The following is a 25,047-nucleotide window of genomic DNA, read 5'->3' as shown; positions in this document are numbered from 1 at the left end:
CGTCAGGGTTCAGGCCCCACCCAGAGCGAAGTTCTTGAGGCTGTCTCCTTCCATTCGATACCGCACCCACTCGTCTTGCGGCTCGGCACCAATGGACTTGTAGAAATCGATCGCAGGCTGATTCCAGTCCAGCACGCTCCACTCGAAACGTCCGCAACCACTGTCATGGGCGATTTTTGCGAGATGGCGCAACAGGTGTTTGCCAGCCCCCACACCGCGATGAACCTGCGAAACGAACAGGTCCTCAAGATACAGCCCCTTGCGGCCCAGCCAGGTGGAGTAACTGAGGAAATAAACCGCGAAACCTATCGGCTGATCGTCCAGCAGGCAGATCAGGGCCCGGGCGGGGGATGTTTCGTCAAACAGGCTCCGCTCAATATCCGCAACGTCAGCCAGGACCTCATGTTCGGCCTTTTCATAGATAGCCAACTCGGTAATGAAGCCCAGAATTACCTGGGCATCCGCGCGGGTGGCTTCACGTATCTGCAATGTCACGGTTATCTCCTTGAAGACTGGCTTTTATTAATCAATCAGATGGGTTCAATGGCGAACGACCAGCGGTGGATTGTGTCTCAACCATCAGCCCGGCGCAGCATTTAAACACCTACGCCTTCACTCGCATTTTAAGGATGTTGTATGGACGATAAAGCAGAAGGCAGAACACCCGGGTTGTCCGCAGAAGAGGTACGGGAAGTCGACGAGAATCAGCCACCGCGACCGGCGGTGCTGCACGAGACCATCCGCATTCAGGGCGATCACGAACTGGAGCGTAGCGTCGCCGCGTTGTGGTGGTCCGCGCTGGCCGCAGGTTTGACCATGGGCCTGTCGCTGATGGCCATGGGATTGTTCAAATCCCGCCTCCCGGATATCGAATCCAGCCATGTGATCGCCAGCCTGGGTTACTCCGCCGGCTTTCTCGCAGTCATCCTCGCCCGCCAGCAGCTGTTCACCGAAAATACTCTGACCGCGGTACTGCCGGTCATGAGCCAGCCGACCCTGAGCAACCTGGGTCGGTTATTTCGTTTGTGGGGTGTGGTGCTATTCGGCAATTTGTGCGGCACGTTGCTGGTGGCTTATGTGATGTTGCATTTGCCTATTTTCGACAGCAAGACTGATCACGCCTTCCTCGAAATCGGCCGTAAGGTCATGGAAAACGACGTTACCCATATGTTTTCCAAAGGCATTGTGTCTGGCTGGATGATCGCCACCATGGTCTGGATGATTGCTTCCATGGAAGCCGCCAAGATCTGGATCATCGTGCTGATCACTTACCTGATGGCACTGGGCGATTTCACCCACATCGTGGTCGGTTCGGCGGAAGTTTCTTATCTGGTGTTTGCAGGTGAACTGTCCTGGAGTGACTTCTGGCTGGTGTTCGCAGCACCGACACTGGGCGGCAACATTATCGGCGGCAGCTTCATTTTTGCAATCCTCAGCCATGCGCAGATCCGGAGCGAGAAAGACACCACGGCCAAACTGGAACGGGACCGGTTGAAGAAGATTGAAGAGAAGAAGCGTTTGAAGGAAGAAGAACAGGCTGCTGCCGTCGAAAAAACGACTTGAACTCGAATGCTCTCCCTTGTGGGAGCGAATTCATTCGCGAAGGTGCAGGTACATCCGCAACCAAAGTATCGCCTGAAATACCGCCTTCCCGAATGAATTCGGTCCCACCGGGCCGCCATTGAGCTTGAGACTAGCGTCAGTCTGTGGGAGCGGTATTCCATACCAAAACCTGTACCAGATGAAAATTCTTTCAGAATCTGTTCAGGTTAGATGAGCCAGAATAGCTTTTTGGCTGTAACCCCTTCAGGCAGGCAAGATGACCCGAATTCTGACCATCGAAGACGACGCCGTGACCGCCCGGGAAATCGTCGCCGAGTTGAGCAACCATGGCCTCGAAGTAGACTGGGTGGATAACGGTCGCGAAGGCCTCGCCCGAGCAGTAAGCGGTGATTACGATCTGATCACCCTGGATCGTATGTTGCCCGAAGTAGACGGCCTGGCGATTGTCACGACCTTGCGGGCACAAGGTATCTTTACTCCGATCCTGATGATCAGCGCCCTCTCCGATGTCGACGAACGCGTCCGTGGCCTGCGTGCCGGTGGCGATGACTACCTGGCCAAACCGTTTGCCTCCGACGAAATGGCTGCGCGTGTTGAAGTCCTGCTGCGCCGGCGCAATCCGGTGGCGGCGGCAGAAACCATTCTGCAAGTCGCCGACCTGGAACTGAATCTGATCAAGCGTGAAGCCAGCCGTGGCCAGCACCCGTTGAGCTTGCTGCCCACGGAATACAAACTGCTGGAATTCCTGATGCGTAACAGCGGGCAGATCATCACGCGCATGATGATTTTCGAAGAAGTCTGGGGCTATCACTTCGATCCCGGGACCAACCTCATCGATGTGCACATCGGCCGCCTGCGCAAAAAAATCGATCCGCCCGGCATGACTCCACTGATTCGAACCGTACGAGGCTCGGGTTATGTCATTGCTGAACCCGTCTAAAGGCTGGCGATCTTCCAGCAGCCGCTTGCTGGCGCTTTACAGCTTTCTGTTTGTGGCCTGGAGCTGCACCCTGATCGGCGTGGTGTACTGGGAAGTCAGCAGCTACCTGGAAAACCTTGCCCGTCACTCCCTCATGCAACGCCAGCAGTTGTTCGCCAGGTTCGAAGGTGAACAACTGATCGAGGCGTTGACCTCCAGCATGACCTTTGACATGCGCGCCGTAGACGCCTACGGCTTGTTCGATGCAGAGCTACGCCCGCTCAACGGCCCGATCAAGACGGTCCCGCCAAGCCTGCCGCTGGACGGTAAAATTCATCAGCTCAGCAACTGCGTCGACTCTGAAGACCCGCACATGCCGCAGGACACCTGCGATGCAGTGGCCAGCCAGACGCGTGACGGTCACTGGCTGGTACTGGTGCGTGACAACGGCTCCTTGTTTGCGGTGACTACCCTGATCTTGCGCGCCCTGCTGTGGGGGCTGTCGCTGACGATTATTCCAGGCATCGCTGGCTGGCATCTGCTGAGCCGCCGACCGTTGCAACGCATTCGTGGTATCCAGGCCAGCGCCGAAGCGATTGTCGCCGGCGACCTCGGGCGCCGTTTGCCGGTGTCAGCACGGCGCGACGAACTGGACATGCTGGCAGTCATCGTCAACGCCATGCTTGATCGCATCGAAAAGCTGATGAACGAGGTCAAGGGTGTCTGTGACAACATTGCCCACGACTTGCGTACACCGCTGACTCGCCTTCGGGCACAGTTGTACCGCATTCAGCAGCAATCACCGGAAGACTCGCTGGTCGCCACGCAAATGGATCAGGTGATCGCCGAAGCGGACACCTTGATGGCGCGCTTTCGCGGTTTGCTGCGTATCTCTGAAATCGAAGATCACCAGCGACGCTCGGCATTCATCGAGATCGACCCCGGCGCGTTGTTGCAAGAAGTCCATGATTTCTACCTGCCCCTGGCAGAAGAAGGCGGCGTCAGCCTTTACCTGCGCGTAGAGGATCCGCTGCCACAGCTACTCGGCGACCGCGCCTTGCTCTTCGAAGCGCTGGCCAATCTGCTCAGCAACTCGATCAAGTTCACCCCGCCCAATGGCAGCGTGATCCTGAGTGCCCGCGCCGACGGCGACAGCACGTGTCTTGAAGTCCAGGACTCAGGTCCCGGCATTCCCGAAGCCGAACGCCAGGCGGTGTTTCAGCGCTTCTATCGCAGCGAAGGCAGTACTCAGAAACACGGCTTTGGTCTGGGATTATCGATTGTTGCTGCGATCGTCAATCTGCACGGCTTCACCCTGCATATCGGCACCAGCCCGCTGGGTGGCGCGAGATTGAGCCTGGAGTGTCGGCAGACAGTGGCGTTGGTTTAACCGCACGGCTAATGACCTGACAAACAGGAACTGAGCAAACACCCCTAAATTATCTGAATCTACGCAGTACCTGTGGGACCGGATTCATCCGGGAAGGCGGCACTCCAGACGCCGACGATGTGGCGGATCTACTGGCCTCTTCCCGGATGAATCCGGTCCCACAGGTCCCATGGTATTTCAAGGCACCGCAAAACCAAACAATACCTGCGGCGCATCGACCAGCAACGCGTGGCGCACGGGGTCCGAGCATTGCAGACCCTGTAGCTGCTTTATCACATGAGCGAAATCAACCTCACGCTCATGCTGCGTATGCGGCCAGTCGCTGCCCCAGACCAGACGGTTCGAACCAAAGCATGTCAGCAGCAGCGGCAAGGCCGCGCGGGCGAATTCAGCATTTTGTGCAGAACTGCCGCCCAGGCGGTAAATCGCTGAAACCTTGACCCATACCCGACCGCTCAAACCGCATTCCAGCAACGCTTGAAACGCCGGATGATCAACCCCGAGCGGCGCGTCCGGACGGCCAAAGTGGTCGACCACGATCTTGCAACCAAACGGCATAAGACCGCGAATCAGGGTTGGAATATCTTCTACCCCGCGATGCAACTCCACGTGCCAGCCCAGCGCCGAAACCTCATCGAGAAGCCGTTTCCAGCCGGGCTCGGTAAAGTCCGGCAAAGGCTTGCCCATCAGGTTCAAGCGAATCCCGACAATGCCCTGCTCGTCCATGTGCCGCAGTTCGTCACGGCTGATGTCGGCATCGACCACGGCCACACCGCGCAGTTGCTCTGGAGCCTTGGCCAGCGCGTCCAGCAGGTATTGATTGTCGCTACCCAGAAAGCTTGGTTGCACCAGGACGCCATGGCTCAGACCGTTCTCGCGTAGCTGCCGCAAGTAGGCATCGAGCGTCGCGTCATAGTCAGGGGTGTAACGGCGGCCCGCCGTCAGGCTCAGATCACTGCTGAACACATGGGCATGGCCATCGATACCGATGATTGGGGAAGTACGGGACTCAGGCATGGAACTCATCTATCAAGGAAGCGCGGTGCAAACGCACCGCGCGTGGATCTACTGCAACCCAGACGGCACGTCAGGCTTGCTGTGGGGCTTCACGTCCTTGAGTTGTTTCAGTTTCAGGCGCGGTCGCTTCCAGGCTGCGACCACGGGTTTCAGGCAGGCAAAGTGCGGCAATCACTGCCACGCCGTAGGCGATACCGGCATCGATACCAATGGCCGAGCCCAACGACATGGATTCACTCATGTGACCGACCATGAACGGGAATACAGCGGACAGCACGCGGCCGAAGTTGTAGCAGAAGCCCACCCCTGCTCCGCGCACATCCGCCGGGTAAAGCTCGTTGAAGAACGAACCGAGGCTGGCTGGAATACCGGCGGCAAAGAAACCCAGCGGGAAGCCGAGAAACAGCATCTGGGTATTGGTCAGGGGCAGGAATACATAGCACTGCACAGTGACCACGCAGCAGATGGCGAACAGCAAAATGTTCATGCGACGACCGATGCGGTCGATCAGGAAGCCGCTGGCCACACAGCCACACCAGAAAGCGACAATGATCACCGCCAGGTAGCCGCCAGAGTTCAATACCGAGAGATTGCGCTCGGTTTTCAGGAACGTTGGCAACCAGGTCATCACCGCGTGGTAACCGCCGTGAGCCCCCAGACCCAGGATGCCGCCGAGCAGGGTTACACGCAGCAATTCAGGGCGAAAAATACCCGCCATGGACTTGAAGAAGCTTTTCGGCGTGGTCTTGTCTTTTTGCTGACGCTGGAAGCTGTCCGGCTCTTCAACATTGCGGCGTACCCAGATGATCAGCAGCGATGGCAACAGACCGACAAGGAACATCGCCCGCCAGGCAATATCCTGCGGCACCAACGAATAGATCAGGGTAAAGACCAGCACCGCCAGGCCCCAGCCAACCGCCCAGGCGCTCTGAACGGTGCCCATCACCTTGCCGCGATATTTGGACTGGATGGTTTCAGCCATCAACACGGCACCGGCCGCCCACTCACCACCGATACCGAAGCCTTGCAGGGCCTTGACGATCAGTAGCTGGTTGAAGCCGGTGACGAACGCCGAGAGAAAAGTGAAGAACGAGAACCAGAGGATCATCCACTGCAAGGTGCGTACCCGGCCATAGCGATCAGACAGCGTACCGCCGACCCAGCCGCCCAGCGCCGAGGTCACCAGCGTCACGCCGCTGATCAAACCGGCATCGCCCTTGGTCAGGGCGAAAGCGGCAATCAGCGCCGGAATCGCCAGGCCGAACATCTGCACTTCCAGCGCATCCAGCGACCAGCCGCCGAAACACGCCCAAAACGTTTTGCGCTCCCGAGGAGTGACTTGGCGATACCAACTGAACATGGTTTTTGTCCTTATATAAAGTTACCCGGAGCCCCTGACAGAGGCCATGTGGGAGCAGGTTCTCTCGCGAATCGATATTCCAGCCGACGGGTTTGCGTCGGATGTAAATGCCCTTTCGCGAATGAATTCGCTCCCACCTGTGCACCCTGTTCCAATCCAGGCCGTTGCGATCGTTTGATAAAAGTGAATCAGTGAAAGAGCCGAAGCATCAGCCTCAGCGGATTTCCACGCTGTAACGAAAATGACTGGCGTGCCCACGCGAACGGCGCCATTCAAGAGGTTCGCCCGCGTAATTGCGCGCCAGACGCTCAATCACCACGACCGGGCTGTTGGCTGGAATCTGCAACAGACGCGCATGCACTTCACTGACGGCCTCGGCTGTCAGGGTCTCTTCGGCGTAAGCGACCACCTGGCCACATAGCGCTTCGTAAATCGGGTAAAGCAACGGTCCCTGGCGTTGCAGGTCGTTATCCAGCAATGCCTGGAACTGAACCCGAGGCAGCCAGATTTCTTCCGCGAGCATTGGCTGCGCATCGAGCAAGCGCAGACGGACCATGCGGATCACGGGAGCGTCTGAAATCAAACCGAGGGCCTGGCTAACAGCTGAAGGCGCGGTCATTGGTTCAATCGAAAGAATTCGGCTTTCCGGAACCTGGCGTGCGCCAGCAGCGGACTGAAAACGAAAGAAGCGGAATAGCGAAGACTCGAACTGCGGGCGACGGATAAACGTTCCGCGCCCCTGCTGCCGCTCAAGAATGTTGTCGGCAACCAGCATGTCGATGGCTTTGCGCACCGTGCCGGTGGACAGGCAATACTCGCTGGAGAGTGCTGCTTCGGTAGGAATCGCCTCGCCCGGCCGCCAGCGATTGTTGGCAATCTGCTCGGCTAACTGATCACGCAGACGTTGATAAAGGGGTAGACGCTCATCACTGGATAATCTGTTCATATTTTTATTTATCTAGTCATCTATATGAATGTGCAGCGAAGTATTGTCTTGATACAAAAGGTCGTCAAGAGCAACCCGGTCACATTTTTTCGCTCCGTTCTATAAGATGGCCAGGTTTCAGCCCAAGACGCCCGTCGTTGAGGGCGATCCCTGAATCAGAAGTGAAGCGAGATGATGCAATTGACGGAAATTGACGCTGGACTGGCTGACTGGAATGCACTGCGAACTGCCCACGATGAAGAATGGGGGTTGTTGATGGGCAATGGTGCCAGTCTGGCTGTCTGGAAAAACTTCGCCTACGACTCGCTGTTCGACCTTTCGCAAACCACCCGCAGCAACCCCATGAGCCGGACCGAACTGGCGGTGTTCAGCGCCATGGACACTCATAACTTCGAGCCCGTACTGGCGGCACTGAAATCAGCCATGCGGGTCAATGCTGCACTGACCATCAGTTCGTCGTCACCGCGCAACCGGTACTTCGCCATCAAGGAAGCGCTGATCCATGCGATCCGCTCGGTGCACATCCCGTGGAAGATGATCGAAGCCGATACCCTCGTGCGGATCAACACCGAGTTGCAGCGCTATGCCAGCGTCTACTCGAGCAACTACGACCTGCTGGCCTATTGGGCGGTGATGCATGCGCCGGAACACTTCGACGATCTGTTCAACGACGACGCGACGTTCAATCTGCATGCAACCCAGGCTAACGCGACCCGGATCCTGTATCTGCATGGCGGCATGCATCTGGTGAAGAATCTGGACGGCTCGGTGCGCAAGCTGCTGTCCTCGGAAAGCTCGTTGCTGGGCAGCTTCGCCATCAATGCACTGGACGATGTACCGCTGTTCATCAGTGAAGGCACCAGCGCCGAGAAGATGAAGCTCATCCGCACTTCGGATTACCTGTCGTTCTGTCACGGGCAACTGGCGCAGCACAGTGATGCGTTGTGCATCTTCGGCCATGCGCTGGGCAAGCAGGATGCACACATCGTCGCCGCGATTCGTCAGGCCCGACCGAAGCGCATCGCGATCTCCGTGCTGCCGCGCAGCGATGCGTTCATCGAATTCCAGAAGCGCCATTACAAAGAGTTGTTCGGCGATCTGGACATCGAGCTGAGTTTTTTTGATGCGAAGAGCCATCCGTTGGGGAGCGCGGATTCGTTGGTGAAGGCCTAACTGTAAAGCTTACTCCTGTGGGAGCGGTGCTTGCCCTCGAAGGCTTGACGCGATTCAGGATAGACCGAGTTGTTCTTATCGTCGGAATGCCTCCCAGACCAAGCACCGCTCCTATCAAAAAAATATAACTCACTGAATAAATTAGGTTTTTATGTGGGAGCGGTGCTTGCCCGCGATAAGAACACCGCGGTTTATCCTTCAAACCGCGTCGCCTTTATCGTCGGAATGCCGCCAAGACCAAGCACCGCTCCCACATGGATCATGTGCTCAGACCACCACGGTGTGGTGTTAGGAGCACCGCGCATAGACAAACGCCTACCCCGCCCCCACTCGCCGCACAGGCGCCAACGCTTCAGCGATATGCGCGACCAGATACTCGGCATCCCGCGCCACGCCTGAAAACCTGCCGGAGCCCCAGCTGTACAGCCATGGCAAGCCGAGGAAATACAGGCCCGGCTGTGCGGTGATACCCCGCTTGTGTCCCGGATGACCGCGACCGTTGAACACGGGTGCTTCGACCCAGCTGAAGTCCGGTGTAAAGCCGATACACCAGACGATACTGGTGATGCCTGCCGCGTCCAGATCAAGTTCGATACGCTCCTGTTCCGGCGTCCACTGCGGCACGTAAACCTCACCGGGCGGAGCGTCTATGCCCTGTTCCAGAATGTATTTATCAATGGAGCCATTGATCCGGTTGTAGACCGCATCAGCGCTGTCGAGACTTTGCCTGAGGTTGTTGGTAAAGGTCAGCGTGCCGTTCCGCAAGCCTTCAAGACGACCGAACAATTCCATACCTTCAGCAGCAAAGCGACGCAGGTCGATATCCCGGCCACCGTCACGCCCGGTGACGTAGTGGTTGGTGTTATCGCGCACGCCTTCACGCAGCGGATGTGTGTCGACGCCGATGTCGTAGTAGCCCATTTCGGCTAGCCAGTCGACCACGTCCTTGCCACGATAGAAACGCGCGCAACGCGGTGCGTCGCCGACCGCCAGATAGACCTTGCGCCCGGACAGATGCAAATCTTCGGCAATCTGCGCCCCGCTCTGCCCTGAACCAACGACCAGCACATTACCCTCGGGTAAGGACTGAGCGTTGCGGTATTGCTCAGAGTGGATCTGGGTGATGTGCGCCGACACACGCTCGGCCAGGCGCGGGATGATCGGCGTGTGATAACCGCCCGACGCGACAATCACCTGATCAGCCGTGAACTCGCCTTTGGAGGTGTGCACCTCAAAGCCACCGACAGCGCGTGGCAGCACACGCTGCACCACCACGCCTTCGAGCGCAGGCGCATTGACCGACGCGACAAAGCCCGCCAGATACTGGTTGATTTGGTCCTTGGTCATGAAACCGTGGGGGTCTTTGCCCTGATGCTCCACGCTGTAGCGATACCCCGGCAACGCGCACTGCCAGTTGGGGGTTACCAGGCTGAACGCATCCCAGCGCTGGGTTCGCCAGGTGTGGGTCAGGCTGTGCTTTTCCAGCACGAGATGATCGATGCCGTGAGCCTGCAGATAATGGCTGGCAGACAACCCGGCCTGACCGCCGCCGACAATGATCACACTGTGATGAGGTGGTTTGATTGAAGTGAGAGGGTTGGGCATGGGGGCTCCATTGAATCAACAAAGGTGTAGGTGGCTTGAATGGCCCTTCACGAATGAATTCGCTCCCACGGGTGAACGCGTTTTCCTGTGGGAGAGGGTTGGGCATTTGAAAACTCCGGTAAATCAGCAAAGGTGACGTTGGCTTGAACGGCCCCTTCGCGAATGACTTCGCTCCCACGGGTGAACGCGTTTATCCTGTGGGAGCGAATTCATTCGCGAAGGGGCCAGCCCAGGCAATTCAGGTCTGAAGGCGAACTAAAAAGAACTCCACCCCGAACTTGGCACTCGTCCACCGCCTTCAGTACGCATGCTGATCACTTGCACGGCGCCCTCCTCCTGGCGCATGGCCTGGCCCTTCAGGGAATTAAGGGTGTCCAGCGCCGAGCTACAGTAGAAACCCTTGACCTGCTTGACCCGCTCCGAGGCCTTGTTGAGGCCGCCTTCGATACGCTCCAGAAAGTCTGTCAGCGGGTAACTTGCGCCCTCCTGGAGGTGGTCGTAGATCACCGTCGAAGGTGAGTAACCGCAAGCTTCCTTGCCATTGGGCCAGCGAATGGTGAAATTGACAGCGGGCATGTCAGTGCTCCTGTTGGGTGTTCAATGAGGACAGATCAAGATGGGCATAACTGAATCCGGTGAAAGCTCGCTCCCCCAGATTCCAGAATTCGGCGTGTTGCGAACCGGCCTGCACAGTCAGGGCGGCACTGACGTTGACCTGACCGATTCGCGCACAGCAAAGCCCGTCAAACTCGAAAGCGGCCTGTACGTTGGGCCAGTCTTTTTCATCCAGGGTGATCACAAAGCCGTAGCTGGGAAAGACCTGCAGCCAGCGCTCCGGGTCAGCGTCTGGCGGGGATGGCAACGCATTCAAATCCACGTGCCCGCCACAACCGGTGGCCTCCAGTAGCATCAGCAGGCTGCCCAATATTCCGGCATTGCTGATGTCCTTGGCGGCATGCAGCAACTGCGCTTCGGCCAAACGCGGCAACACTTCCAGCTTGCTGCGCAGCCGTGAGGCTGGGACGCCTTCAAACGCTTTCCAGTAGGGAGTATCGGCATGCCACTGGCCTTCGAGATCGACCGCCATGGCGATGACCTGCCCCGGCGCGACATGCAGGCTCGACAGCAACCTGTTGGCGACCCCGGTAATCGCCACAGCCAACGCAGTCGGATTACCAGAGGCCAGGCTGGTATGCCCGCCCGCCAGAATCAGACCGTAGGCTTCACATGCGGCACGAATCCCGGCCAACACCTGCTGCGCAGCATCCTGATCATGGTGCCAATAGGCGTTGACCACCGCAGTGGCGCGACCGCCCATGGCGGTGATATCGCTGACATTGGCCATCACTGCCGACCAGCCCGCGAACCACGGCGCGGCGCTGACGAAACCGGGCAACATGCCTTCGATCGCCAATAGTTGAAACTGCTCGCCGCAGGCAATGGCCGCGGTGTCGTCACCGGGCAACGCGTACAGTTCGGTGCGGGTCAGCGGTTTGCCAGTCACACCGATCAATGACGCGGGCTGCTGAATCGCTTGTTTGGCAAGCATCGCGGGCGTCGTGCGCACTCGGTCGAGCAGCGCTGGCAGATCGTGGATCTCACGCATGGCGGGCTCCCTGCAACGTGCGCAACGACACCTGACGCGGCATGAAGGGGTAGCGCGCCAGATCGGCCTGCATCAGGCAATGAGGCTGCCCAAGCAACTCAAGATGACTCAGGGTTTGCCAGTGCAGCGCCTGAAAATACAGCTCGTTCGCCGTCTGTACGGTGGCGTGAAAAATTTCACAGCCCAGATCCTTCGCTCGCGACACCGCCTCGTTGACCAGCGCCTTGCCAATCATGCTGTGGCGTCGGTAGGCAGGTGCCACACACAGGCGCCCGCCAAACCACTCACCGGGTTCGGTTTGATAGATACGCACCGCGCCCACCACCTGGTCCGCCATCCCGCAATTGCCTGCCAGCGCAACGATGGCAATGGCCTGGAAGTCATGGCCATCCTTGTCTTGCGCCAGCAATTGTTGTTCATCGGAAAACACAGAGCGACGCAGCGCGTAATAAGCCTGCTTCTCCCAGTGTTCGGTGGCCGGTTTGACCAACAGTTCACCCGCACGGAAAGGCTCGAACGTACTGTCGACTAAAGCGAAGGCAAGGCTGGACATGGGCGCTTCTCCTGGATGAACCGCTTATTCGTAATTCTTCAGGGCCGAACACGCGCCGCACTTGGCGCAACCGGCGTTGATCTGCTCGGAATGCAAACCGTGGCGACGCAGGCTTGCGCCGATTTGCGGATACAGGCGAGCCATCATGGCACTGTCGGGTTTGGGATGACGGGCCAGTGGCGTGCCGTCGATGGGGACAAAAGGGACTACGAACGGATACACACCCAGCTCGCACAGACGCTCACTCATCGCGGTGATCGCCGCTTCGCTGTCGCCTAGGCCGGCAAGGATGTAAGTACTGACCTGGCCACGACCAAAGACTTCAACGGCCGCGCTGAACGCTTCGAAATAGCGTGTCAGTGGCACTTCAGCCTTGCCCGGCATGATCCGTTGACGAACCTCGTCGGTGACCGCTTCCAGGTGCATGCCCAGCGACACCACCCCGCTGTCACGCAGACGCGTGAACCAGGCGTCGTTATCGGGCGGCTCGCATTGCGCCTGAATCGGCAGGTCAACGGCGGCGGTCACCGCAGCGGCGGACTCACACAGAATGGCGGCGCCACGATCAGGCGTCTGTGGTGTGCCGGTGGTCATCACCATGTGCTTGACGCCATCCAGCTCGACCGCCGCTTTTGCCACTTCAGCCAGTTGCTGCGGACGTTTGCGAGCAATGGTCTTGCCGGCAGCGAGAGACTGGCCGATGGCGCAGAACTGGCACGAAGTACCCCGATCATTGAAGCGGATGCAATGCTGCAGGACGGTCGTTGCGAGCACATCGCTGCTGTGCAACGTGGCGATTTTCCAGTACGGAATGCCGTCATCGGTGCTCAATCCGTAAAACTTCGGCACGCCTGGCATCTGTACCTGACCGACCTGCAAACCCTGACGAAAAATCAGTGCCTGACTGCCGTCTTCGCTGGGTTGCGCTTGATAGGGCGAATCCTGAGAGGCCTGATTGAGGATCGGTACCATCATGGTCCGGCTGCCGAAACTCAGCGCCTTGTGGTCCGATGGCCCTGCCCCGCCTTGCCGCGACAAGCCGTTCTGCGCGGCGGGCCAGCGCACCCCGTGGCACTGCAGCTCTGCCAGCAATTCATTGGTCTGCATGGGCAAGCTCCTCGGCTTTCAACTGTGAAGCGCGCTCATGCACATGAGCCGTGGGTGTACGGTCGATCAGCAGGCTGAGCAGTTCCGGGCGGCTGTAATGCCCCACTGAATCCATCATTCGTTTGCGCTTGTCGATCAGCGCCAAATCCAGATCGGCGATCACCCAGCCCTCCCCCGTACGCAGCGGTTCGCCGAGCAACCTGCCTTCTGGCGAGACAATGGCCGTAAAGCACCCGCCAGAAATCGGCGCCAGACCGCAGCCAGTGTCTTGCATGATCTGTCCTTGCTGATCAGCGTCCAGCCAGGCCGTGGCATTGACCACAAAGCAACCTGACTCAAGGGCGTGATGGCGGATGGTCACTTCGATCTGCTCGGCAAAAATGTCCCCCACCAACGAACCGGGGAACATCGCCACATGAATTTGCTCGCCGTCGGCCATCAACGCATAGCGGGCCAACGGGTTGTAATGCTCCCAACAAGCCAGCGAGCCAATGCGCCCGACGGCACTGTCCACCGCACGCAAGCCAGAGCCATCGCCCTGCCCCCAGACTATTCGCTCGTGATACGTCGGGGTGATCTTGCGGCGATGCTGAATCAGCGTGCCGTCAGCATCGAACAGCAACTGTGCGTTGTAGATCGTGCCGCCATCACGCTCGTTGACACCGATAGAAGCGACGACCCCGGCTTCACGACAGGCCTCACCGATCTGCCGGGTCACGTCGGAGGGCACCGTGACGGATTGCTCGAGGAGTTTCAGGTGTTCCTTGCCCATGGCGAATGGCGGCTGGACGAAGGAAAAATAGGGGTAGTACGGCACTACGGTTTCCGGGAAAACCGCGAACTGCACACCTTCTCGCCCCAGCGCCAGCAAGGTATTGCAGAGCTTGGCGACAGTGGCTTCCCGGGAGTACAACACCGGGCTGAACTGAACGGCGGCGGCGCGGATGGTGGTCATGGTTATGTCCTGAAAAGTTGTGGCGGCTTTCATCAACGACACACAAACAATCTGATTTGAAATGAGATCCAAATGTGGGTGCTTGCCCGCGATAAACGATGACTCGGCGCATGCCTGTAAATCAGGTTGAATCCATCGCGGGCAAGCACCGCTCCCACAGGGTTTGTATCTATCTTTCGATATCAAGCCGTCCAGGTATCGATGATCATCGCGCCCTCACGGCGCATCAGCAGGCGCAGGTCCATGACGTCCAGCGGGTTGATGGGACGAATGCCTTCGATCAGGGCTTTTTCGGTCTGGCCGTAGAGGGCCTGCAAAGCGAAGCGGCAGGCGTAGACTTCGCCACCTTCAGACATGAACGCCTTGATCTGGTTGTTCACCGCCAGATGGCCGGGGAAGGCTTCTGCACCCAGCGTCGGAAAACCACGCTGCACACCCAGCTGTACGCCCGGCCCGTACAACAAGATTTTGGTTTCGAAGCCTTTACGCAGCAGGCGCTTGGCCTGAAGCATGTTGACCAGGCCAATGGAGCCTTCGAAAGCGATGGTGTGAAACGTGAGCAGGGCCTTTTCGCCGGGTTCGGCTTTGACGTCCTCGAAGACTTTTTCTTCGTAATTGACCAGGAAGTCGCCGTCTTGATAGTGAGCAATGTCCACGCTTGGCATATCGTCGTTCTCCAGTAAGTCATGTTTTTATCAGCGGCTTGGGACCGCCGGGGTGACAACAGGACAAGAGCGAACGCCGTGCCAACAATAAAAAACATGTTTGCAGAACAGCTAAACCCATGATTAGGCTGAAGATTCAAATCTGATCCGGTTTTTACCGGGTTATCTGAGCCTATCGCTGGATCACGCATTCCCGTAGAAATACGAATCTTCGTAGCGCTGAATCACGAGATTTCGTAATGAGCGAGCCAGACTCTCTGACCGGCTGGGCCGACCTGGCCTATTCCTCGCGGCACATGGTGTTCGAACACTGCGCCGAGGCCATCGCCCTGCTGGACCCTGTCGCAGATCGCTTCGGCGACCTGAACGTGGCCACCTGCAAGCTGCTCGGTTATCCACGTCAGGAGTTGCTGGAGTTGCCGGTCAGCAAGTTGTTCGGCCATCAACTGGCCGACCTGATCGTCTTTACCCAAGCCGTCATGAATAAAGGCCGTGGCTGGACTGAAGACCTGAGCTGCAATTGCAAGACCGGCGAGCGTATCGAGCTGGAATTGTCGGCCACCATCCTGCAGGTCAAGGGCAATCCGCAGCTGATTCTGGTCATGCGCGAAGCCAGCCATGAGAAGTACCAGCGTGATCAGGCCCACACCGAGCGCACCATGCGCGGCGGCCTGCTGGAATGGCGCAATATTCTCAACCTGTTCCAGGAAACCGAGCGCGATAACCAATTGCTGCTCAGTGCCGTTGGAGACGGCATTTACAGTATCAACACCGATGGCCTGGCCACCTTCGTCAACCCGGCGGGCGCACGGATGCTGGGCTGGGAACCGGCAGACATGATCGGCAAGAACATCCACCGCATTCACCATCACACCCACGCCGACGGCAGCCATTACCCGGTGGAAGACTGCCCGATCTACAAAGCGGTACGCGATGGCGTGGTCCATGAAGGTCGGCAGGAAGTGTTCTGGCGCAGAGATGGCAGCTCGTTCCCGGTGGAGTTCACCAGCACGCCGGTGATCGCCGATGGTCGAATTGCCGGTGCGGTGGTGGTGTTCCGCGACATCACCGAGCGGCGCACCACGGAAAACCAGCTGCACAATGCACTGGAAGAACTCAAGGTGCTCAAGCAGCGTCTCGAAGAGCAGAACGCCTATCTGCAGGAAGAAATCCACATCGAGCATAACTTCCGGGAAATCGTCGGTCAGAGCGAGCCGATCCTGAAAATCATCAAGCAGATCGACGTGGTTGCGCCCACCGACGCCAGCGTGTTGATCAATGGTGAGTCCGGCACCGGCAAAGAGCTGATTGCAAGGGCGATCCACCAAGCCAGTCGACGCAGCGCCAACCCGCTGATTCGCGTCAACTGCGCAGCGATCCCCACCGAGCTGTTTGAAAGCGAATTTTTTGGCCATATCCGCGGCGCGTTTACCGGAGCGATTCGTGACCGCGTCGGCCGCTTTGAACTGGCGGATGGCGGCACGCTGTTCCTTGACGAGATCGGCGAGATTCCACTGGAGTTGCAAAGCAAACTGCTGCGGGTGTTACAGGAGGGTCAGTTCGAGCGGGTCGGTGAAGAGCGCACGCGCAAGGTCGACGTGCGGATTATCGCTGCGACTAACCGGGACTTGCGTCAGGAGGTGACCGCCAAACATTTTCGTGAGGATTTGTACTTCCGCCTCAATGTTTTTCCTATCCAGTCTCCGGCGTTACGCGACCGTACGATGGACATCGCACCACTGGCCGCACACTTCCTCAAGCAGACCGCCAAGCGTCTGAACATGCCAGGCCGCCGACTGCGCAACACTGACATAGAGCGCCTGCAGCGCTATTCGTGGCCGGGCAATATTCGCGAGCTACAGAACGTCATCGAACGAGCGCTCATTACTTCCCACGGTGCGGACCTGAACATGGACCTGCCGGACGAGCCCCATAAAGCCGAAGCCCTGCCCGCGCTGCTTGCCACCGCCAGCAGCATCATGACTGACGCACAGGTACGAGAACTGGAACGCAGCAACATGCAGGCAGCGCTCAAGGCAAGTAATGGCAAGCTGTTTGGTAAAGGCGGCGCGGCGGAGTTACTGGGGCTGAAGCCAACGACGCTGGCTTCGCGCTTGAAGCGCCTGGATATCATTATTTAGCGATGCGAACCCAGATCGGCAAGAGCGAACTTGTTCGCGAGGCGGCAGACCTGAATTACCACATCAAGCCCTCTCGCCAACAAGTTGCCTCCTGCCCGACTCAGCGCTAACCGGTAGCGCTGTGCAATCACCCCGTTAACGAGCGTTAACAGCTTTCTCCAACCAGGCCGCCAGATCCCTGACCTCGGCCTCGTTCACGCCATGAGGTAATCCGGCGTAAGAATGAAACTGCGGCTTGATGCCCTGGGTTTTCAGGTAGGCCTCGGCATCACTTGCGCCTTGCACCGGGATCAGTGTGTCAACGGCGCCGTGACCGATAAACACCGCCAGTTTCTGCCGCGCCGGGTCAGGTTTCAGTTCAGCCTTGAGCACCGGCAGCATATGCCCGCTCAAGGCAGCAAAACCACCGACCAGCCCAGGATGACGCAGAACCACCTCGTAACTCATCATTGCGCCCTGGCTGAAGCCCACCAGAAAGACCTTCGAAGGTTGAGTCTGGTATTTGCGGGTGGCCTGCTCGATGAATTGCTCGAGCACTTGCCCGCTGCTTTTCAGGTCCTCGGTCTTGCCATCGTAGTAAGCCGATTCGGGACGCTGATTGAACCACTGGTAGCCCTCTTGATAAGCCTTCAGCGGCGCGCGTACCGACAGGTAGTTGTAATCGCGGGGTAGCGCAGCGGTGAAACTGATCAGGTTGGTTTCATCACCGCCGTAGCCATGCAGGAAGATGATCAGCGGCTTGTCCTTTGTCTCAGTACTGGCCTGCGCAACGTACTTGAGCGGCAAATCGCTGAGCAACGGTTCTTCGGCCTGGGCCAGCCCGCACATAGCGAACAACATGAAGGCAAACACTTTCAGCATGAATCGTGACCTCGGGGTAAGCGCCGCCTGCATTCAGGTCAGCGCTGAGTGGGCATACAGGTTATTCAGTCATACGAGTGTGACTGACCTTCTCAGGACGCAGCAACTGCATTTGCTGACGGTAATCATCCGTCACCTGCCGCGACTGGCTGCTGCTGGTGATCACACGTGGCGTGATCAGCACGATCAGCTCGGTGCGTGCCTTGGATTTGCTGGTGGTGCCGAACAACCAGCGCAGGCCTGGAATTCTGCCCAGATAAGGTATCGAGCTGTCGCTCTCGGCGTTGCTCTGATTGATCAGGCCGCCGAGCAGTACCGTCTGGCCGCTCTGTACGGCAACCTGAGTCGACACCGAGCGAGTCGAGATACTCGGGTTGGTCTGCGTCTCGGTGATGGACGATGTGTCCGCATTACTGACTTGCTGCTGGATGTCCATGTACACCAGACCGCCCGGATTGATCCGTGGCACAACATCCAGAATCACACCGGTCTGCACGTATTCGACGCTGCTCAGGGTGGTATCGGAGTTGGTGGTGTTGACCGTGGTCTGGCTGATCGGAATGTTATCGCCGACCTGAATTTGCGCCTGCTGGTTGTTCATCACCACCAGAGACGGTGCCGACAGCACTTGGGTGCGGCCATTGGTTTCCAGCGCGCGCAGGGCGACCTGCAAGTTGCTGCTGACAAACGAATAAAACAGCGAAGAATTCTGAACCCCCAGGCCTCCGCCACCCAATGCGCCCTGGCTACCAGCGACATTGGAGATGTTGGTGGTGCCCGTATTGCCCGCCAGACGCCCAAGATACCACTGCACGCCGAGGTCGAGTTCACCGGTCAGATTGACTTCAAGAATCCGCGTTTCAATCTGCACTTGCAGCGGCGCATTATCGAGGCGCTTGATGGCCGATTCGATTTCCTTCCACTGTGCCGGGCGGGTGCGGACCAGTAATTGGTTGCTGCTCTTCTGCGCAGTGATGCGGGTGCTGGCGTCGATGCCCTTGGGTGCATTGCCTGTGCCACCGCCCTGCTCCATGCCGCTGTCGGTTTCGCTGTCCAGGCTTTCTTCGCCGCCTTCGCTGTCCTGCTCTTCGTCGCCGCTGCCCATGCCCTGGCTCTGGTTGTTACCCATACCCATGCCACCGCTCGCACCGCCCATGCCACCACCGAAACCACCGGTGCTGTTGTTCATGCCGTTGGAAGTACCACCCGAGCTCAACGACGACAGTGAACGGGTGCGCAGACCCGGCGCGACTTTGGCTGCCGAATCATCCTTGATCGCGCCGTTGCCGTAGATCTGGCGCAGGTATTTGGCGAGATCGGTGGCCTTCATGTTGCGCACGTCGTAGACGTACATTTGCGGCTCGTTGCCACCGCCTTCGTCGATGGTGCGAATCCAGTCGCCGACTTCGCGCAGGTATTCAGGCTGCGAAGAAATCGCCACCACCGAGTTGGTCCGTTCGATCGGCAGGAAGCGCACCATACCGGCCAACGGCATGCCGCTATCGGGGCCGAACATCTTCTGCAACTCGGGCATCAGTTCGCCCACCGAGGCGCGCTGCAAGCCAAACACACCCACCGACATGCCCTTGAGCCAATCGACGTCAAAGGTGTCGATGGTGTCTTGATAGTTGGACAGTTCGTCCGGCGTACCGGCCATGCTCAACACGTTGCGCGCCGGATCAACCAACAGGAAAGCATTTTCCCTGGCAAACGGCTTGAGCAGTTTCTGCATCTCGGTAGCCGAGATATAGCGCAGCGGGAACAGGCGCGCCGACATGCCCGCCGCAGGCTGGGACACGGCCATTTCCGGCACCAGCTTGCCAGCCACGGCCTGGTTGGCAGGCAGGATCACATAGCGATTGCCCTGCTTGATCATGGCGTTATCGGTCCAGGACAGCAGCGTCTCGAGAATCGACAGTGCCTGCTTCTTGTTCACCGGTTTTGAGGTGGAGAAACTGACGTCGCCCTTGACGCCTTGCGCAATGCTGTAATTCTCTTGCAGCAGATCACCCATGATGCTGTTGACCACGGCTTCGATGGGCTGATTGGTGAAGTTGAACACGATGTCGCCGGTTTCAGAATCGCGGGCTGCAGGGGCCGGAGCAGGTCTGCGGACGAACTGCTGGTTGCCACGAATCAACTGCCGCGTGGGCGCTGTGGCGGGTTGAGGCTGTGACGCTTCCTGCGGAGCCTGCTCACTGCGCGGATCAACCGGCGGTCGTTGCGAGCCGGTGCCTTGCAGGGCTTCGCGCAACATGTCGCTGTCTTGATCGTAATTGTTGGGCGCGGTAGCACAGCCGCCGAGGGCGACAGCTGTGGCCAGGCACAACACGGGGGTGCGCAAGCGAGGGAATTGACGAACGCCTGAAGAAGTAGCCATTTACTGAGTGGACTCGCGAGGAAGAGAAATCGGTGGTGTTTTGGACGGCGGCGGCAGGCGCAGCGCACGCAGCGCCAGGCTTTGAGTGCGGCCATCGGAGGAAAAATCGGCTTGCATCGGGGTCAGCTTTTCAAGCTTCCAGCCATTGGGCAGTGACTCACCCTGGTGAACCTTCAGCGGTGGTCCGTCAGCGCGTTTGATCATGGCAACGCGCAGATCCCCGTCGATCATGATACCGGTGAGTGTCAGCCCTGCGAGGCTGGACGCCTGGGCCTTGCCAACCGAACGGTCCGGTGTCCGGTCAGTGCTGAACAATGGTGCCTGCCAGGTTTGCGCAAGACTTTGCAACGTCGCGGTTGGCGCAACATGGGCTTTGGCTGCTTTATCGCCTGGCGAACGTGGCGCTTGTTCCGGCAACCAGTCCGGTGAGTTGGCGGCGCCGCTGACAATTCCGGCAATGACCAGACCGAGAACGGCCGCCAGACCAATCAAGCCCCATTCGGTGGAGCGCAATGAACCGATCATTGGGCCTCCTCTTCGGACGCTTCTTGCGATACTTCTTCGGCACCTGCAGGTTGCAGATAACCGCGTACCAGCATATGCGCCACGAGTTTACCGGCCCCACCTTTGCTCGGTGCATCAGCACCACGGCGCACGCTCATCTCATCGATGAACAGGAAGGGTCGCTGATATTCCAGCTCGTGCAGGATCGCGGTAAGCGGTTCAATGGCGCATTCCAGGGTCAGGCTGACTTTCACCTGGCGATAGGGTTCTGCGCTGTCCTGCTCAGGCGTGATTGGCATGCGCTGGGTCAGTGCGCAGCCGCCCCCTGCCGTGGCGTGACTGCTGATCAGGTCGGCGATATGTTGCATCAAGTCTGCAGCCACCGCGCTGGGGTCATCACCAGGCAGCAAGCTGGTGCTGCTGGCCGGGTCATTGCGGGCCTGCTCCAGTTGTTTTTTAAGCGTGTCACCCTGGCTCAACAAACCGGCGTAGCGCTGCTGCTGTTCACGCAACTGCCCGGCCTGCTCGTTCATGTCGCGCAGGGGCCCGGCAAACCAGCTGTCAATCAGCAGCCAGTAAGCAAAACACAGCACCAGAGCCAGGACGATCAACGCGGCACCGCGCCGTTCACGGCTGGTCAGTGGTCGGCGCATGGGCGGCCTCCTGATGCAGATGGGCACGCAGTGAAAAGCGGTCTTTGCCGGTTTGCGGATCTGGCTGGATAACCCCCTGGAACTGGGCGTTATCCAGGCTGCGGCAGTCCTTGACCCGACTGATCAAGGCACTGGCCTTGGCGCTCTGGCCAGAAAACGAAACTTCGGCGCTGTCATTGATTTCAAGTTGGTCAATCCAGGTGTCACGAGGTAAGCAGGCCGTCAGTTCATTAAGCAGCGCAGCGAAAGTAGGCTGTGCTGCTTTGCGCTGTATGAGGTAACTGGCGGCACCGCGGGTGTTGGTCAACTGCTGACGGACTTTCTGGATCTGCGCGACCTGAGCTCTCTGCGCCTGTACCGTGCTCTCCATTTCATCTAAAAGCTGCTGACGGTTGTTGAGCCAGAGCAGCATCGCAACCAGCAACAGGCCCCCACAGAGCCACAGAAGTTTGCGTTGCAGGCCCAGTCCATTACGCTGCTGACGCGGACGCAAGGGCGCTGGAAGCAAGTCAATCTGCAACCGTGACGCTTCGTCATGCCCCACGTCTACCGCATGGGGTTGCAAGCCCAGTGCCGCGCATTCATTGAGAATCGCATCCAGACGCTCACGCAAAATAGCCACTAGCGTGACCTGAATAAACGCTCCGCTGCGCTTCTCTTGCCGGGCAACGAAATACAGCTGCGAGGCATCGAACGGCGTGAAGCGGTCCAGCTCGTAACCGACGACCGTTTTCAAATCACGGGCCGCAGCCAAAGGCAGCTGCAAGGTTTGCACCAGCACGGCTGACGGGGGCAACAGCAAAATCTGCTGCACACTGGACGACAGCACGGGCAAGGGCGCGACCAATGGCCAGGCATGCAGATGCTGCGGTGTGTCATGAATCAACAACCGCTGCATTTTTTCAGGCATGCAGGCCCGCAGCTCAAGCAGCCATAAACGCCAGCCGCGTTGCAGCAGACTGCCGCGCCACTGCTGTGCAATGCGCTCGGCAAAGGCCAATAAGGGCGCAGGCAATGTCATCTGCCGCGCTGAAAATAATCGATTCATTCTTGCCAACGCAGCACCCGATAAGGCTGTGCGCTTCCCTCCGATGGGCTCAATAAAACAGTGGTCTGCAGCTCGGCATGAAACCCGCCGGGACGTAGCGCGTAGCTTTCAATCATTAATACTTCTCCCGGATCGCTGCCCACCGCGCTCTGATTCGGCAGGTTCAAGGCTCGCCGCAACAAAGGCGAAGCAAACGCTGGCTCCGGCCGATCCAGCCCGCTCCACAGGGTCACCTCCGGCAACATCCGGCGGTACAGCGCCTGCGTCATCCCCGGCAGTTGCCGGACCTCTTCAATCACCCGCAGCGGCGGCGAGCCTGAGCCTCGGCGGCTTTCGATCTCTTGCGCCATAGCAGTGGCCTGATCTTTTGCGGCACCGCACGCCTGAGCCAGACGGGCAATGTCGCCAACCACGGCACTGTTCAGATCCAGCTTGCCACGCTCGCTGCGTACACTGACGCGCAGTTGTGCGTCATTGAAGCGCAGGGCGACTTCCCGGCCGTCGGCTACCCAGCGTTTACGTTGTTGCGGGTCACTCAAGCCTTGCACCGCCATGGCCAGACCGGCCTCTGCCGCCAACTGCGCCTGAGTATGTTGCCGTGCCCACAATGCCTGGCGGCTTTCCAGTTGCACCCAACTGGCCAGACCACCGAGCAACAGGCTGAGCAGCGCCAACGCCCACAACACCAGCAGCAGGGCAACACCGCGCTGCTGGCCAGATGAAGGCCTCATTGGCCCCCCGCTCCACCAGACAGGTCCAGACGCAGCGCCACGACCTCAGTCAGCCATGGCACCGGCCCATTAACTTTCGCATCAATGCGTACGGCCCTTGGCAGCCTTGTTGGCCAAGGCCAGTCGGCCATCCAGCCGGTAGGTTCGCCCTTGGGCGTTACACCGCGGTAACTCAAATTCAAGGACTCAACATGACGTATCAGCACTTGCGGATCGCCCCACGGCCTGGACGTCGTGCCATCCGCAGTGCTCAGGATCTGCGCGAAGGCCACCTGTAAATCGTGGTCCTTCACCTCAAGGGTGTGCAGTTGAATCCCGCCGCCCAACTCACCCGGCAACGTCGCTACAAACTGTAAACGTTGCGCTGAGCCGACAAAAAAGCCGCTACTTTCGCTGTCGTCTTCCGAACTGTCCAGCGGCAGCGCCTGCCCGATGGAGCTGCGCAGGAATTTCTGTGCAGCACGCATCTCGTCCAGGCTGGTGGTGTAACGCTGAGCCTTGAGCACCGCCCGATTAGCGCCCAGCATCGCGCCGCCCACCAGGGTCAACAACACACCCAACAAGCTCAGCACCAGCATGATTTCCAGCAGCGTGAAACCACGCTGGGCCGGCCTCAAGAGCCGGCTCCAGTGACAGCGCCACGCAACCTGAGTGTGCTGAACTGCGCCCTGCGCTGGTGTTCACGCACGTCCAGATCCAGTCGGAACATCCGCGCCTGACCGTTACGCCCCGGCATCTGCTGGATATCCAGTTGCCAACGGATATCGCCCGCAAGCACGCCCTGTCGCGTACCGCTTTCCAGCGGACCGGCAGCCTCTTGATCCATGATCGTACGCGCGGCATGTGTCAGCCGGTCGCTCTGCGACACTTGCTGCAAGGACCGCGCGCTCTGACCGAAAGCGACCAACAACACGCTGCTGCACACAGCCATGACTGTCAGCGCTGCGAGCATTTCCAGCAAGGTGAAACCACCTTGAGTGCCGCCGCTCATGGCAACGCCTTGGACTGCACGCTGCCGGTCAGCCAGCCAATATCGATGCGCCAGCGCCTGTCACCATTAATCAGTGTCAGGTTGCCGCCGGTGGAACCGCCGTCCGGGTAGAACTCTACGGTCGAGCCCATCTCGGCGGCGGTTTGCAAGGTAACCTGCAACTCCGCAGGCCAGTGATGAACGCGCTGGTCAGGGGCCTGAAACGCTTTGCTGCGCAAGTCAAAAACCGTACGTGCGGGCTGACCGGTGACAATCGCCTTGACCCGCGTGGCACGTAACGCATTGACCATCTGCCCGACAGTCTGACGCTCTTTTGCTGCACTCAGACCCTGCTGCAGGCCGAACCCTACGAGGCCAATGGCGATGCTCATCAGAACGATGACCACCAGCATTTCCATCAGGGTAAAACCACGGTTTGCAGCACGACTGTTCATGATCGGTGGTTATTCCCAGTTGCCCAGGTCGGCGCTGTAACCTTCGCCGCCCGCCTGGCCATCCTGGCCGAAAAAGATCAGGTCAAAGGTGCCGTGCTGACCCGGGAAGCGGTAGCCGAACGCGTGGCCAAACGGATCTTTGAGGTCCGAGGGTTTAGCGTACGGGCCAGCCCAGCCGGAGGCATTGCCGGACTTCTCGACCAACTGTTGCAAAGACTTGGGCGGCGAGCCGACGTCCAGCGCATAGCTTTCGATTTTCATGCTCAGGCTTGCCAGTTGCGCCTTGCCCGCGCCGTATTTGCCCTTGTCGACGTTACCGCCGACCTGACGCACGACGATGGTGGCGACGATACCCAGCAGCACGATGACCGCGAGCATTTCCAGCAAGGTGAAGCCGTTTTGTTTGCGGCCAGGTTTAAAGCGTTTACGGCTGAAGCTCATCAGG

At 58.9% G+C, this 25,047-nt stretch carries 26 protein-coding genes; 5 read left to right on the top strand and 21 right to left on the bottom strand.

All coding sequences use genetic code 11. The features are described 5' to 3' along the window. Positions 1-9: 9 nt before the first annotated feature. Positions 10-495 carry a GNAT family N-acetyltransferase gene (locus EE949_RS24260; RefSeq protein ID WP_122666601.1) on the bottom strand — a complete coding sequence of 162 codons (486 nt, stop codon included), beginning with the start codon at positions 493-495 and terminating at the stop codon, positions 10-12. A gap of 141 nt (positions 496-636) precedes the next feature. Here EE949_RS24260 and EE949_RS24255 point away from each other — a divergent pair, with 141 nt between their 5' ends. The 3 genes from EE949_RS24255 (at position 637) to EE949_RS24245 (ending at position 3,872) form a co-directional block, all read left to right on the top strand. After that, positions 637-1,563: a formate/nitrite transporter family protein gene (locus EE949_RS24255; protein ID WP_122666600.1), complete on the top strand. Its 927-nt coding sequence runs from the start codon at positions 637-639 to the stop codon at positions 1,561-1,563. A 256-nt stretch (positions 1,564-1,819) separates the two neighbouring features. Then, a complete protein-coding gene (locus EE949_RS24250; protein WP_122666599.1) occupies positions 1,820-2,503 on the top strand; it encodes a response regulator transcription factor in 684 nt (227 codons plus the stop codon). Continuing rightward, positions 2,481-3,872 (top strand): sensor histidine kinase, encoded by a 1,392-nt coding sequence (locus EE949_RS24245; RefSeq protein ID WP_122666598.1) that lies wholly within the window; start codon positions 2,481-2,483, stop codon positions 3,870-3,872. The genes EE949_RS24250 and EE949_RS24245 overlap by 23 nt, the downstream gene beginning before the upstream one ends. A gap of 177 nt (positions 3,873-4,049) precedes the next feature. Here EE949_RS24245 and EE949_RS24240 read toward each other — a convergent pair whose 3' ends face one another. The 3 genes from EE949_RS24240 to EE949_RS24230 form a co-directional block, all read right to left on the bottom strand. Next, complete coding sequence (locus tag EE949_RS24240; protein WP_122666597.1) at positions 4,050-4,889, bottom strand: amidohydrolase family protein; 840 nt, start codon at positions 4,887-4,889, stop codon at positions 4,050-4,052. A gap of 70 nt (positions 4,890-4,959) precedes the next feature. Then, on the bottom strand, positions 4,960-6,249 hold the full coding sequence (locus EE949_RS24235; RefSeq protein ID WP_122666596.1) for an MFS transporter: 1,290 nt from the start codon (positions 6,247-6,249) through the stop codon (positions 4,960-4,962). A 214-nt stretch (positions 6,250-6,463) separates the two neighbouring features. After that, complete coding sequence (locus EE949_RS24230) at positions 6,464-7,195, bottom strand: GntR family transcriptional regulator (RefSeq protein WP_162873881.1); 732 nt, start codon at positions 7,193-7,195, stop codon at positions 6,464-6,466. Positions 7,196-7,366: 171 nt separating this feature from the next. On the opposite strand from EE949_RS24230, the gene EE949_RS24225 reads away from it, so the two are divergent. Then, positions 7,367-8,368, top strand: coding sequence for a DUF4917 family protein (locus tag EE949_RS24225; RefSeq protein ID WP_430735896.1), 1,002 nt, complete (start codon positions 7,367-7,369; stop codon positions 8,366-8,368). 315 nt (positions 8,369-8,683) lie between these two features. Here EE949_RS24225 and EE949_RS24220 read toward each other — a convergent pair whose 3' ends face one another. The 7 genes from EE949_RS24220 to EE949_RS24190 all read right to left on the bottom strand — a co-directional run bounded on the left by EE949_RS24220 (position 8,684) and on the right by EE949_RS24190 (position 14,859). Then, complete coding sequence (locus EE949_RS24220; protein WP_122666594.1) at positions 8,684-9,973, bottom strand: MSMEG_0569 family flavin-dependent oxidoreductase; 1,290 nt, start codon at positions 9,971-9,973, stop codon at positions 8,684-8,686. Between the two features lie 255 nt (positions 9,974-10,228). Beyond that, positions 10,229-10,549 carry an MSMEG_0570 family nitrogen starvation response protein gene (locus EE949_RS24215; protein ID WP_122666593.1) on the bottom strand — a complete coding sequence of 107 codons (321 nt, stop codon included), beginning with the start codon at positions 10,547-10,549 and terminating at the stop codon, positions 10,229-10,231. Between the two features lies 1 nt (position 10,550). Then, complete coding sequence (locus EE949_RS24210; RefSeq protein WP_122666592.1) at positions 10,551-11,579, bottom strand: sll0787 family AIR synthase-like protein; 1,029 nt, start codon at positions 11,577-11,579, stop codon at positions 10,551-10,553. Next, positions 11,572-12,132, bottom strand: a complete 561-nt coding sequence (locus EE949_RS24205) for an MSMEG_0567/Sll0786 family nitrogen starvation N-acetyltransferase (RefSeq protein ID WP_122666591.1) — start codon at positions 12,130-12,132, stop codon at positions 11,572-11,574. The genes EE949_RS24210 and EE949_RS24205 overlap by 8 nt, the downstream gene beginning before the upstream one ends. Positions 12,133-12,156: 24 nt before the next feature. After that, entirely contained in the window at positions 12,157-13,239 is a 1,083-nt protein-coding gene (locus EE949_RS24200) for an MSMEG_0568 family radical SAM protein (protein ID WP_122666590.1), read from the bottom strand. Further along, entirely contained in the window at positions 13,226-14,194 is a 969-nt protein-coding gene (locus EE949_RS24195; RefSeq protein ID WP_122666589.1) for a Nit6803 family nitrilase, read from the bottom strand. Before EE949_RS24195 ends, EE949_RS24200 begins: the two co-directional genes overlap by 14 nt. A 182-nt stretch (positions 14,195-14,376) precedes the next feature. Then, entirely contained in the window at positions 14,377-14,859 is a 483-nt protein-coding gene (locus tag EE949_RS24190; protein WP_027900808.1) for an MSMEG_0572/Sll0783 family nitrogen starvation response protein, read from the bottom strand. A 239-nt stretch (positions 14,860-15,098) separates the two neighbouring features. Here EE949_RS24190 and EE949_RS24185 point away from each other — a divergent pair, with 239 nt between their 5' ends. Then, complete coding sequence (locus tag EE949_RS24185; protein WP_122666588.1) at positions 15,099-17,000, top strand: sigma 54-interacting transcriptional regulator; 1,902 nt, start codon at positions 15,099-15,101, stop codon at positions 16,998-17,000. Between the two features lie 135 nt (positions 17,001-17,135). Here the strand turns inward: EE949_RS24185 and EE949_RS24180 are convergent, their stop codons facing one another. From EE949_RS24180 to gspG, 10 genes are all read right to left on the bottom strand, one after another. Further along, positions 17,136-17,861: an alpha/beta hydrolase gene (locus tag EE949_RS24180; RefSeq protein ID WP_122666587.1), complete on the bottom strand. Its 726-nt coding sequence runs from the start codon at positions 17,859-17,861 to the stop codon at positions 17,136-17,138. A gap of 61 nt (positions 17,862-17,922) precedes the next feature. After that, positions 17,923-20,241, bottom strand: a complete 2,319-nt coding sequence (gene gspD, locus EE949_RS24175) for a type II secretion system secretin GspD (RefSeq protein WP_122666586.1) — start codon at positions 20,239-20,241, stop codon at positions 17,923-17,925. Next, positions 20,242-20,766, bottom strand: a complete 525-nt coding sequence (locus tag EE949_RS24170; RefSeq protein ID WP_122666585.1) for a general secretion pathway protein GspN — start codon at positions 20,764-20,766, stop codon at positions 20,242-20,244. Then, on the bottom strand, positions 20,763-21,398 hold the full coding sequence (gene gspM, locus EE949_RS24165; RefSeq protein WP_122666584.1) for a type II secretion system protein GspM: 636 nt from the start codon (positions 21,396-21,398) through the stop codon (positions 20,763-20,765). The genes EE949_RS24170 and gspM overlap by 4 nt, the downstream gene beginning before the upstream one ends. Further along, on the bottom strand, positions 21,373-22,446 hold the full coding sequence (locus tag EE949_RS24160) for a PilN domain-containing protein (RefSeq protein WP_122666583.1): 1,074 nt from the start codon (positions 22,444-22,446) through the stop codon (positions 21,373-21,375). The genes gspM and EE949_RS24160 overlap by 26 nt, the downstream gene beginning before the upstream one ends. Further along, the gene (locus tag EE949_RS24155) at positions 22,443-23,177 is read right to left on the bottom strand and encodes a type II secretion system protein GspK (protein ID WP_122666582.1); all 735 of its coding nucleotides are present in this window, start codon (positions 23,175-23,177) and stop codon (positions 22,443-22,445) included. The genes EE949_RS24160 and EE949_RS24155 overlap by 4 nt, the downstream gene beginning before the upstream one ends. Beyond that, positions 23,174-23,794 (bottom strand): prepilin-type N-terminal cleavage/methylation domain-containing protein, encoded by a 621-nt coding sequence (locus EE949_RS24150; RefSeq protein ID WP_122666581.1) that lies wholly within the window; start codon positions 23,792-23,794, stop codon positions 23,174-23,176. The genes EE949_RS24155 and EE949_RS24150 overlap by 4 nt, the downstream gene beginning before the upstream one ends. Then, positions 23,791-24,168 (bottom strand): type II secretion system protein, encoded by a 378-nt coding sequence (locus EE949_RS24145; protein WP_122666580.1) that lies wholly within the window; start codon positions 24,166-24,168, stop codon positions 23,791-23,793. Before EE949_RS24145 ends, EE949_RS24150 begins: the two co-directional genes overlap by 4 nt. Next, a complete protein-coding gene (locus EE949_RS24140; protein WP_122666579.1) occupies positions 24,165-24,602 on the bottom strand; it encodes a GspH/FimT family pseudopilin in 438 nt (145 codons plus the stop codon). The genes EE949_RS24145 and EE949_RS24140 overlap by 4 nt, the downstream gene beginning before the upstream one ends. Positions 24,603-24,611: 9 nt before the next feature. Further along, complete coding sequence (gene gspG / locus EE949_RS24135; RefSeq protein WP_122666578.1) at positions 24,612-25,043, bottom strand: type II secretion system major pseudopilin GspG; 432 nt, start codon at positions 25,041-25,043, stop codon at positions 24,612-24,614. Between the last annotated feature and the right edge of the window lie 4 nt (positions 25,044-25,047).

Origin of the sequence: Pseudomonas viridiflava (assembly GCF_900602065.1) — a bacterium.
Classification (GTDB): Bacteria; Pseudomonadota; Gammaproteobacteria; order Pseudomonadales; family Pseudomonadaceae; genus Aquipseudomonas.
The sequence above is the reverse complement of the archived record's forward strand: the minus strand, read 5'-3'. Positions and strand labels throughout refer to the sequence as shown.

Bases quoted from the DNA above. Each gene is read 5' to 3' on its own strand.
- EE949_RS24180 (WP_122666587.1), bottom strand. From the start codon at position 17,861: ATGCTGAAAGTGTTTGCCTTCATGTTGTTCGCTATGTGCGGGCTGGCC.
- gspD (WP_122666586.1), bottom strand. From the start codon at position 20,241: ATGGCTACTTCTTCAGGCGTTCGTCAATTCCCTCGCTTGCGCACCCCC.
- EE949_RS24240 (WP_122666597.1), bottom strand. From the start codon at position 4,889: ATGCCTGAGTCCCGTACTTCCCCAATCATCGGTATCGATGGCCATGCC.
- EE949_RS24190 (WP_027900808.1), bottom strand. From the start codon at position 14,859: ATGCCAAGCGTGGACATTGCTCACTATCAAGACGGCGACTTCCTGGTC.
- EE949_RS24155 (WP_122666582.1), bottom strand. From the start codon at position 23,177: ATGAGGCCTTCATCTGGCCAGCAGCGCGGTGTTGCCCTGCTGCTGGTG.
- EE949_RS24160 (WP_122666583.1), bottom strand. From the start codon at position 22,446: ATGAATCGATTATTTTCAGCGCGGCAGATGACATTGCCTGCGCCCTTA.
- gspM (WP_122666584.1), bottom strand. From the start codon at position 21,398: ATGCGCCGACCACTGACCAGCCGTGAACGGCGCGGTGCCGCGTTGATC.
- EE949_RS24185 (WP_122666588.1), top strand. From the start codon at position 15,099: ATGAGCGAGCCAGACTCTCTGACCGGCTGGGCCGACCTGGCCTATTCC.
- gspG (WP_122666578.1), bottom strand. From the start codon at position 25,043: ATGAGCTTCAGCCGTAAACGCTTTAAACCTGGCCGCAAACAAAACGGC.
- EE949_RS24170 (WP_122666585.1), bottom strand. From the start codon at position 20,766: ATGATCGGTTCATTGCGCTCCACCGAATGGGGCTTGATTGGTCTGGCG.
- EE949_RS24145 (WP_122666580.1), bottom strand. From the start codon at position 24,168: ATGAGCGGCGGCACTCAAGGTGGTTTCACCTTGCTGGAAATGCTCGCA.
- EE949_RS24220 (WP_122666594.1), bottom strand. From the start codon at position 9,973: ATGCCCAACCCTCTCACTTCAATCAAACCACCTCATCACAGTGTGATC.
- EE949_RS24215 (WP_122666593.1), bottom strand. From the start codon at position 10,549: ATGCCCGCTGTCAATTTCACCATTCGCTGGCCCAATGGCAAGGAAGCT.
- EE949_RS24235 (WP_122666596.1), bottom strand. From the start codon at position 6,249: ATGTTCAGTTGGTATCGCCAAGTCACTCCTCGGGAGCGCAAAACGTTT.
- EE949_RS24210 (WP_122666592.1), bottom strand. From the start codon at position 11,579: ATGCGTGAGATCCACGATCTGCCAGCGCTGCTCGACCGAGTGCGCACG.
- EE949_RS24250 (WP_122666599.1), top strand. From the start codon at position 1,820: ATGACCCGAATTCTGACCATCGAAGACGACGCCGTGACCGCCCGGGAA.
- EE949_RS24140 (WP_122666579.1), bottom strand. From the start codon at position 24,602: ATGAACAGTCGTGCTGCAAACCGTGGTTTTACCCTGATGGAAATGCTG.
- EE949_RS24205 (WP_122666591.1), bottom strand. From the start codon at position 12,132: ATGTCCAGCCTTGCCTTCGCTTTAGTCGACAGTACGTTCGAGCCTTTC.
- EE949_RS24230 (WP_162873881.1), bottom strand. From the start codon at position 7,195: ATGAACAGATTATCCAGTGATGAGCGTCTACCCCTTTATCAACGTCTG.
- EE949_RS24195 (WP_122666589.1), bottom strand. From the start codon at position 14,194: ATGACCACCATCCGCGCCGCCGCCGTTCAGTTCAGCCCGGTGTTGTAC.
- EE949_RS24225 (WP_430735896.1), top strand. From the start codon at position 7,367: ATGATGCAATTGACGGAAATTGACGCTGGACTGGCTGACTGGAATGCA.
- EE949_RS24255 (WP_122666600.1), top strand. From the start codon at position 637: ATGGACGATAAAGCAGAAGGCAGAACACCCGGGTTGTCCGCAGAAGAG.
- EE949_RS24245 (WP_122666598.1), top strand. From the start codon at position 2,481: ATGTCATTGCTGAACCCGTCTAAAGGCTGGCGATCTTCCAGCAGCCGC.
- EE949_RS24200 (WP_122666590.1), bottom strand. From the start codon at position 13,239: ATGCAGACCAATGAATTGCTGGCAGAGCTGCAGTGCCACGGGGTGCGC.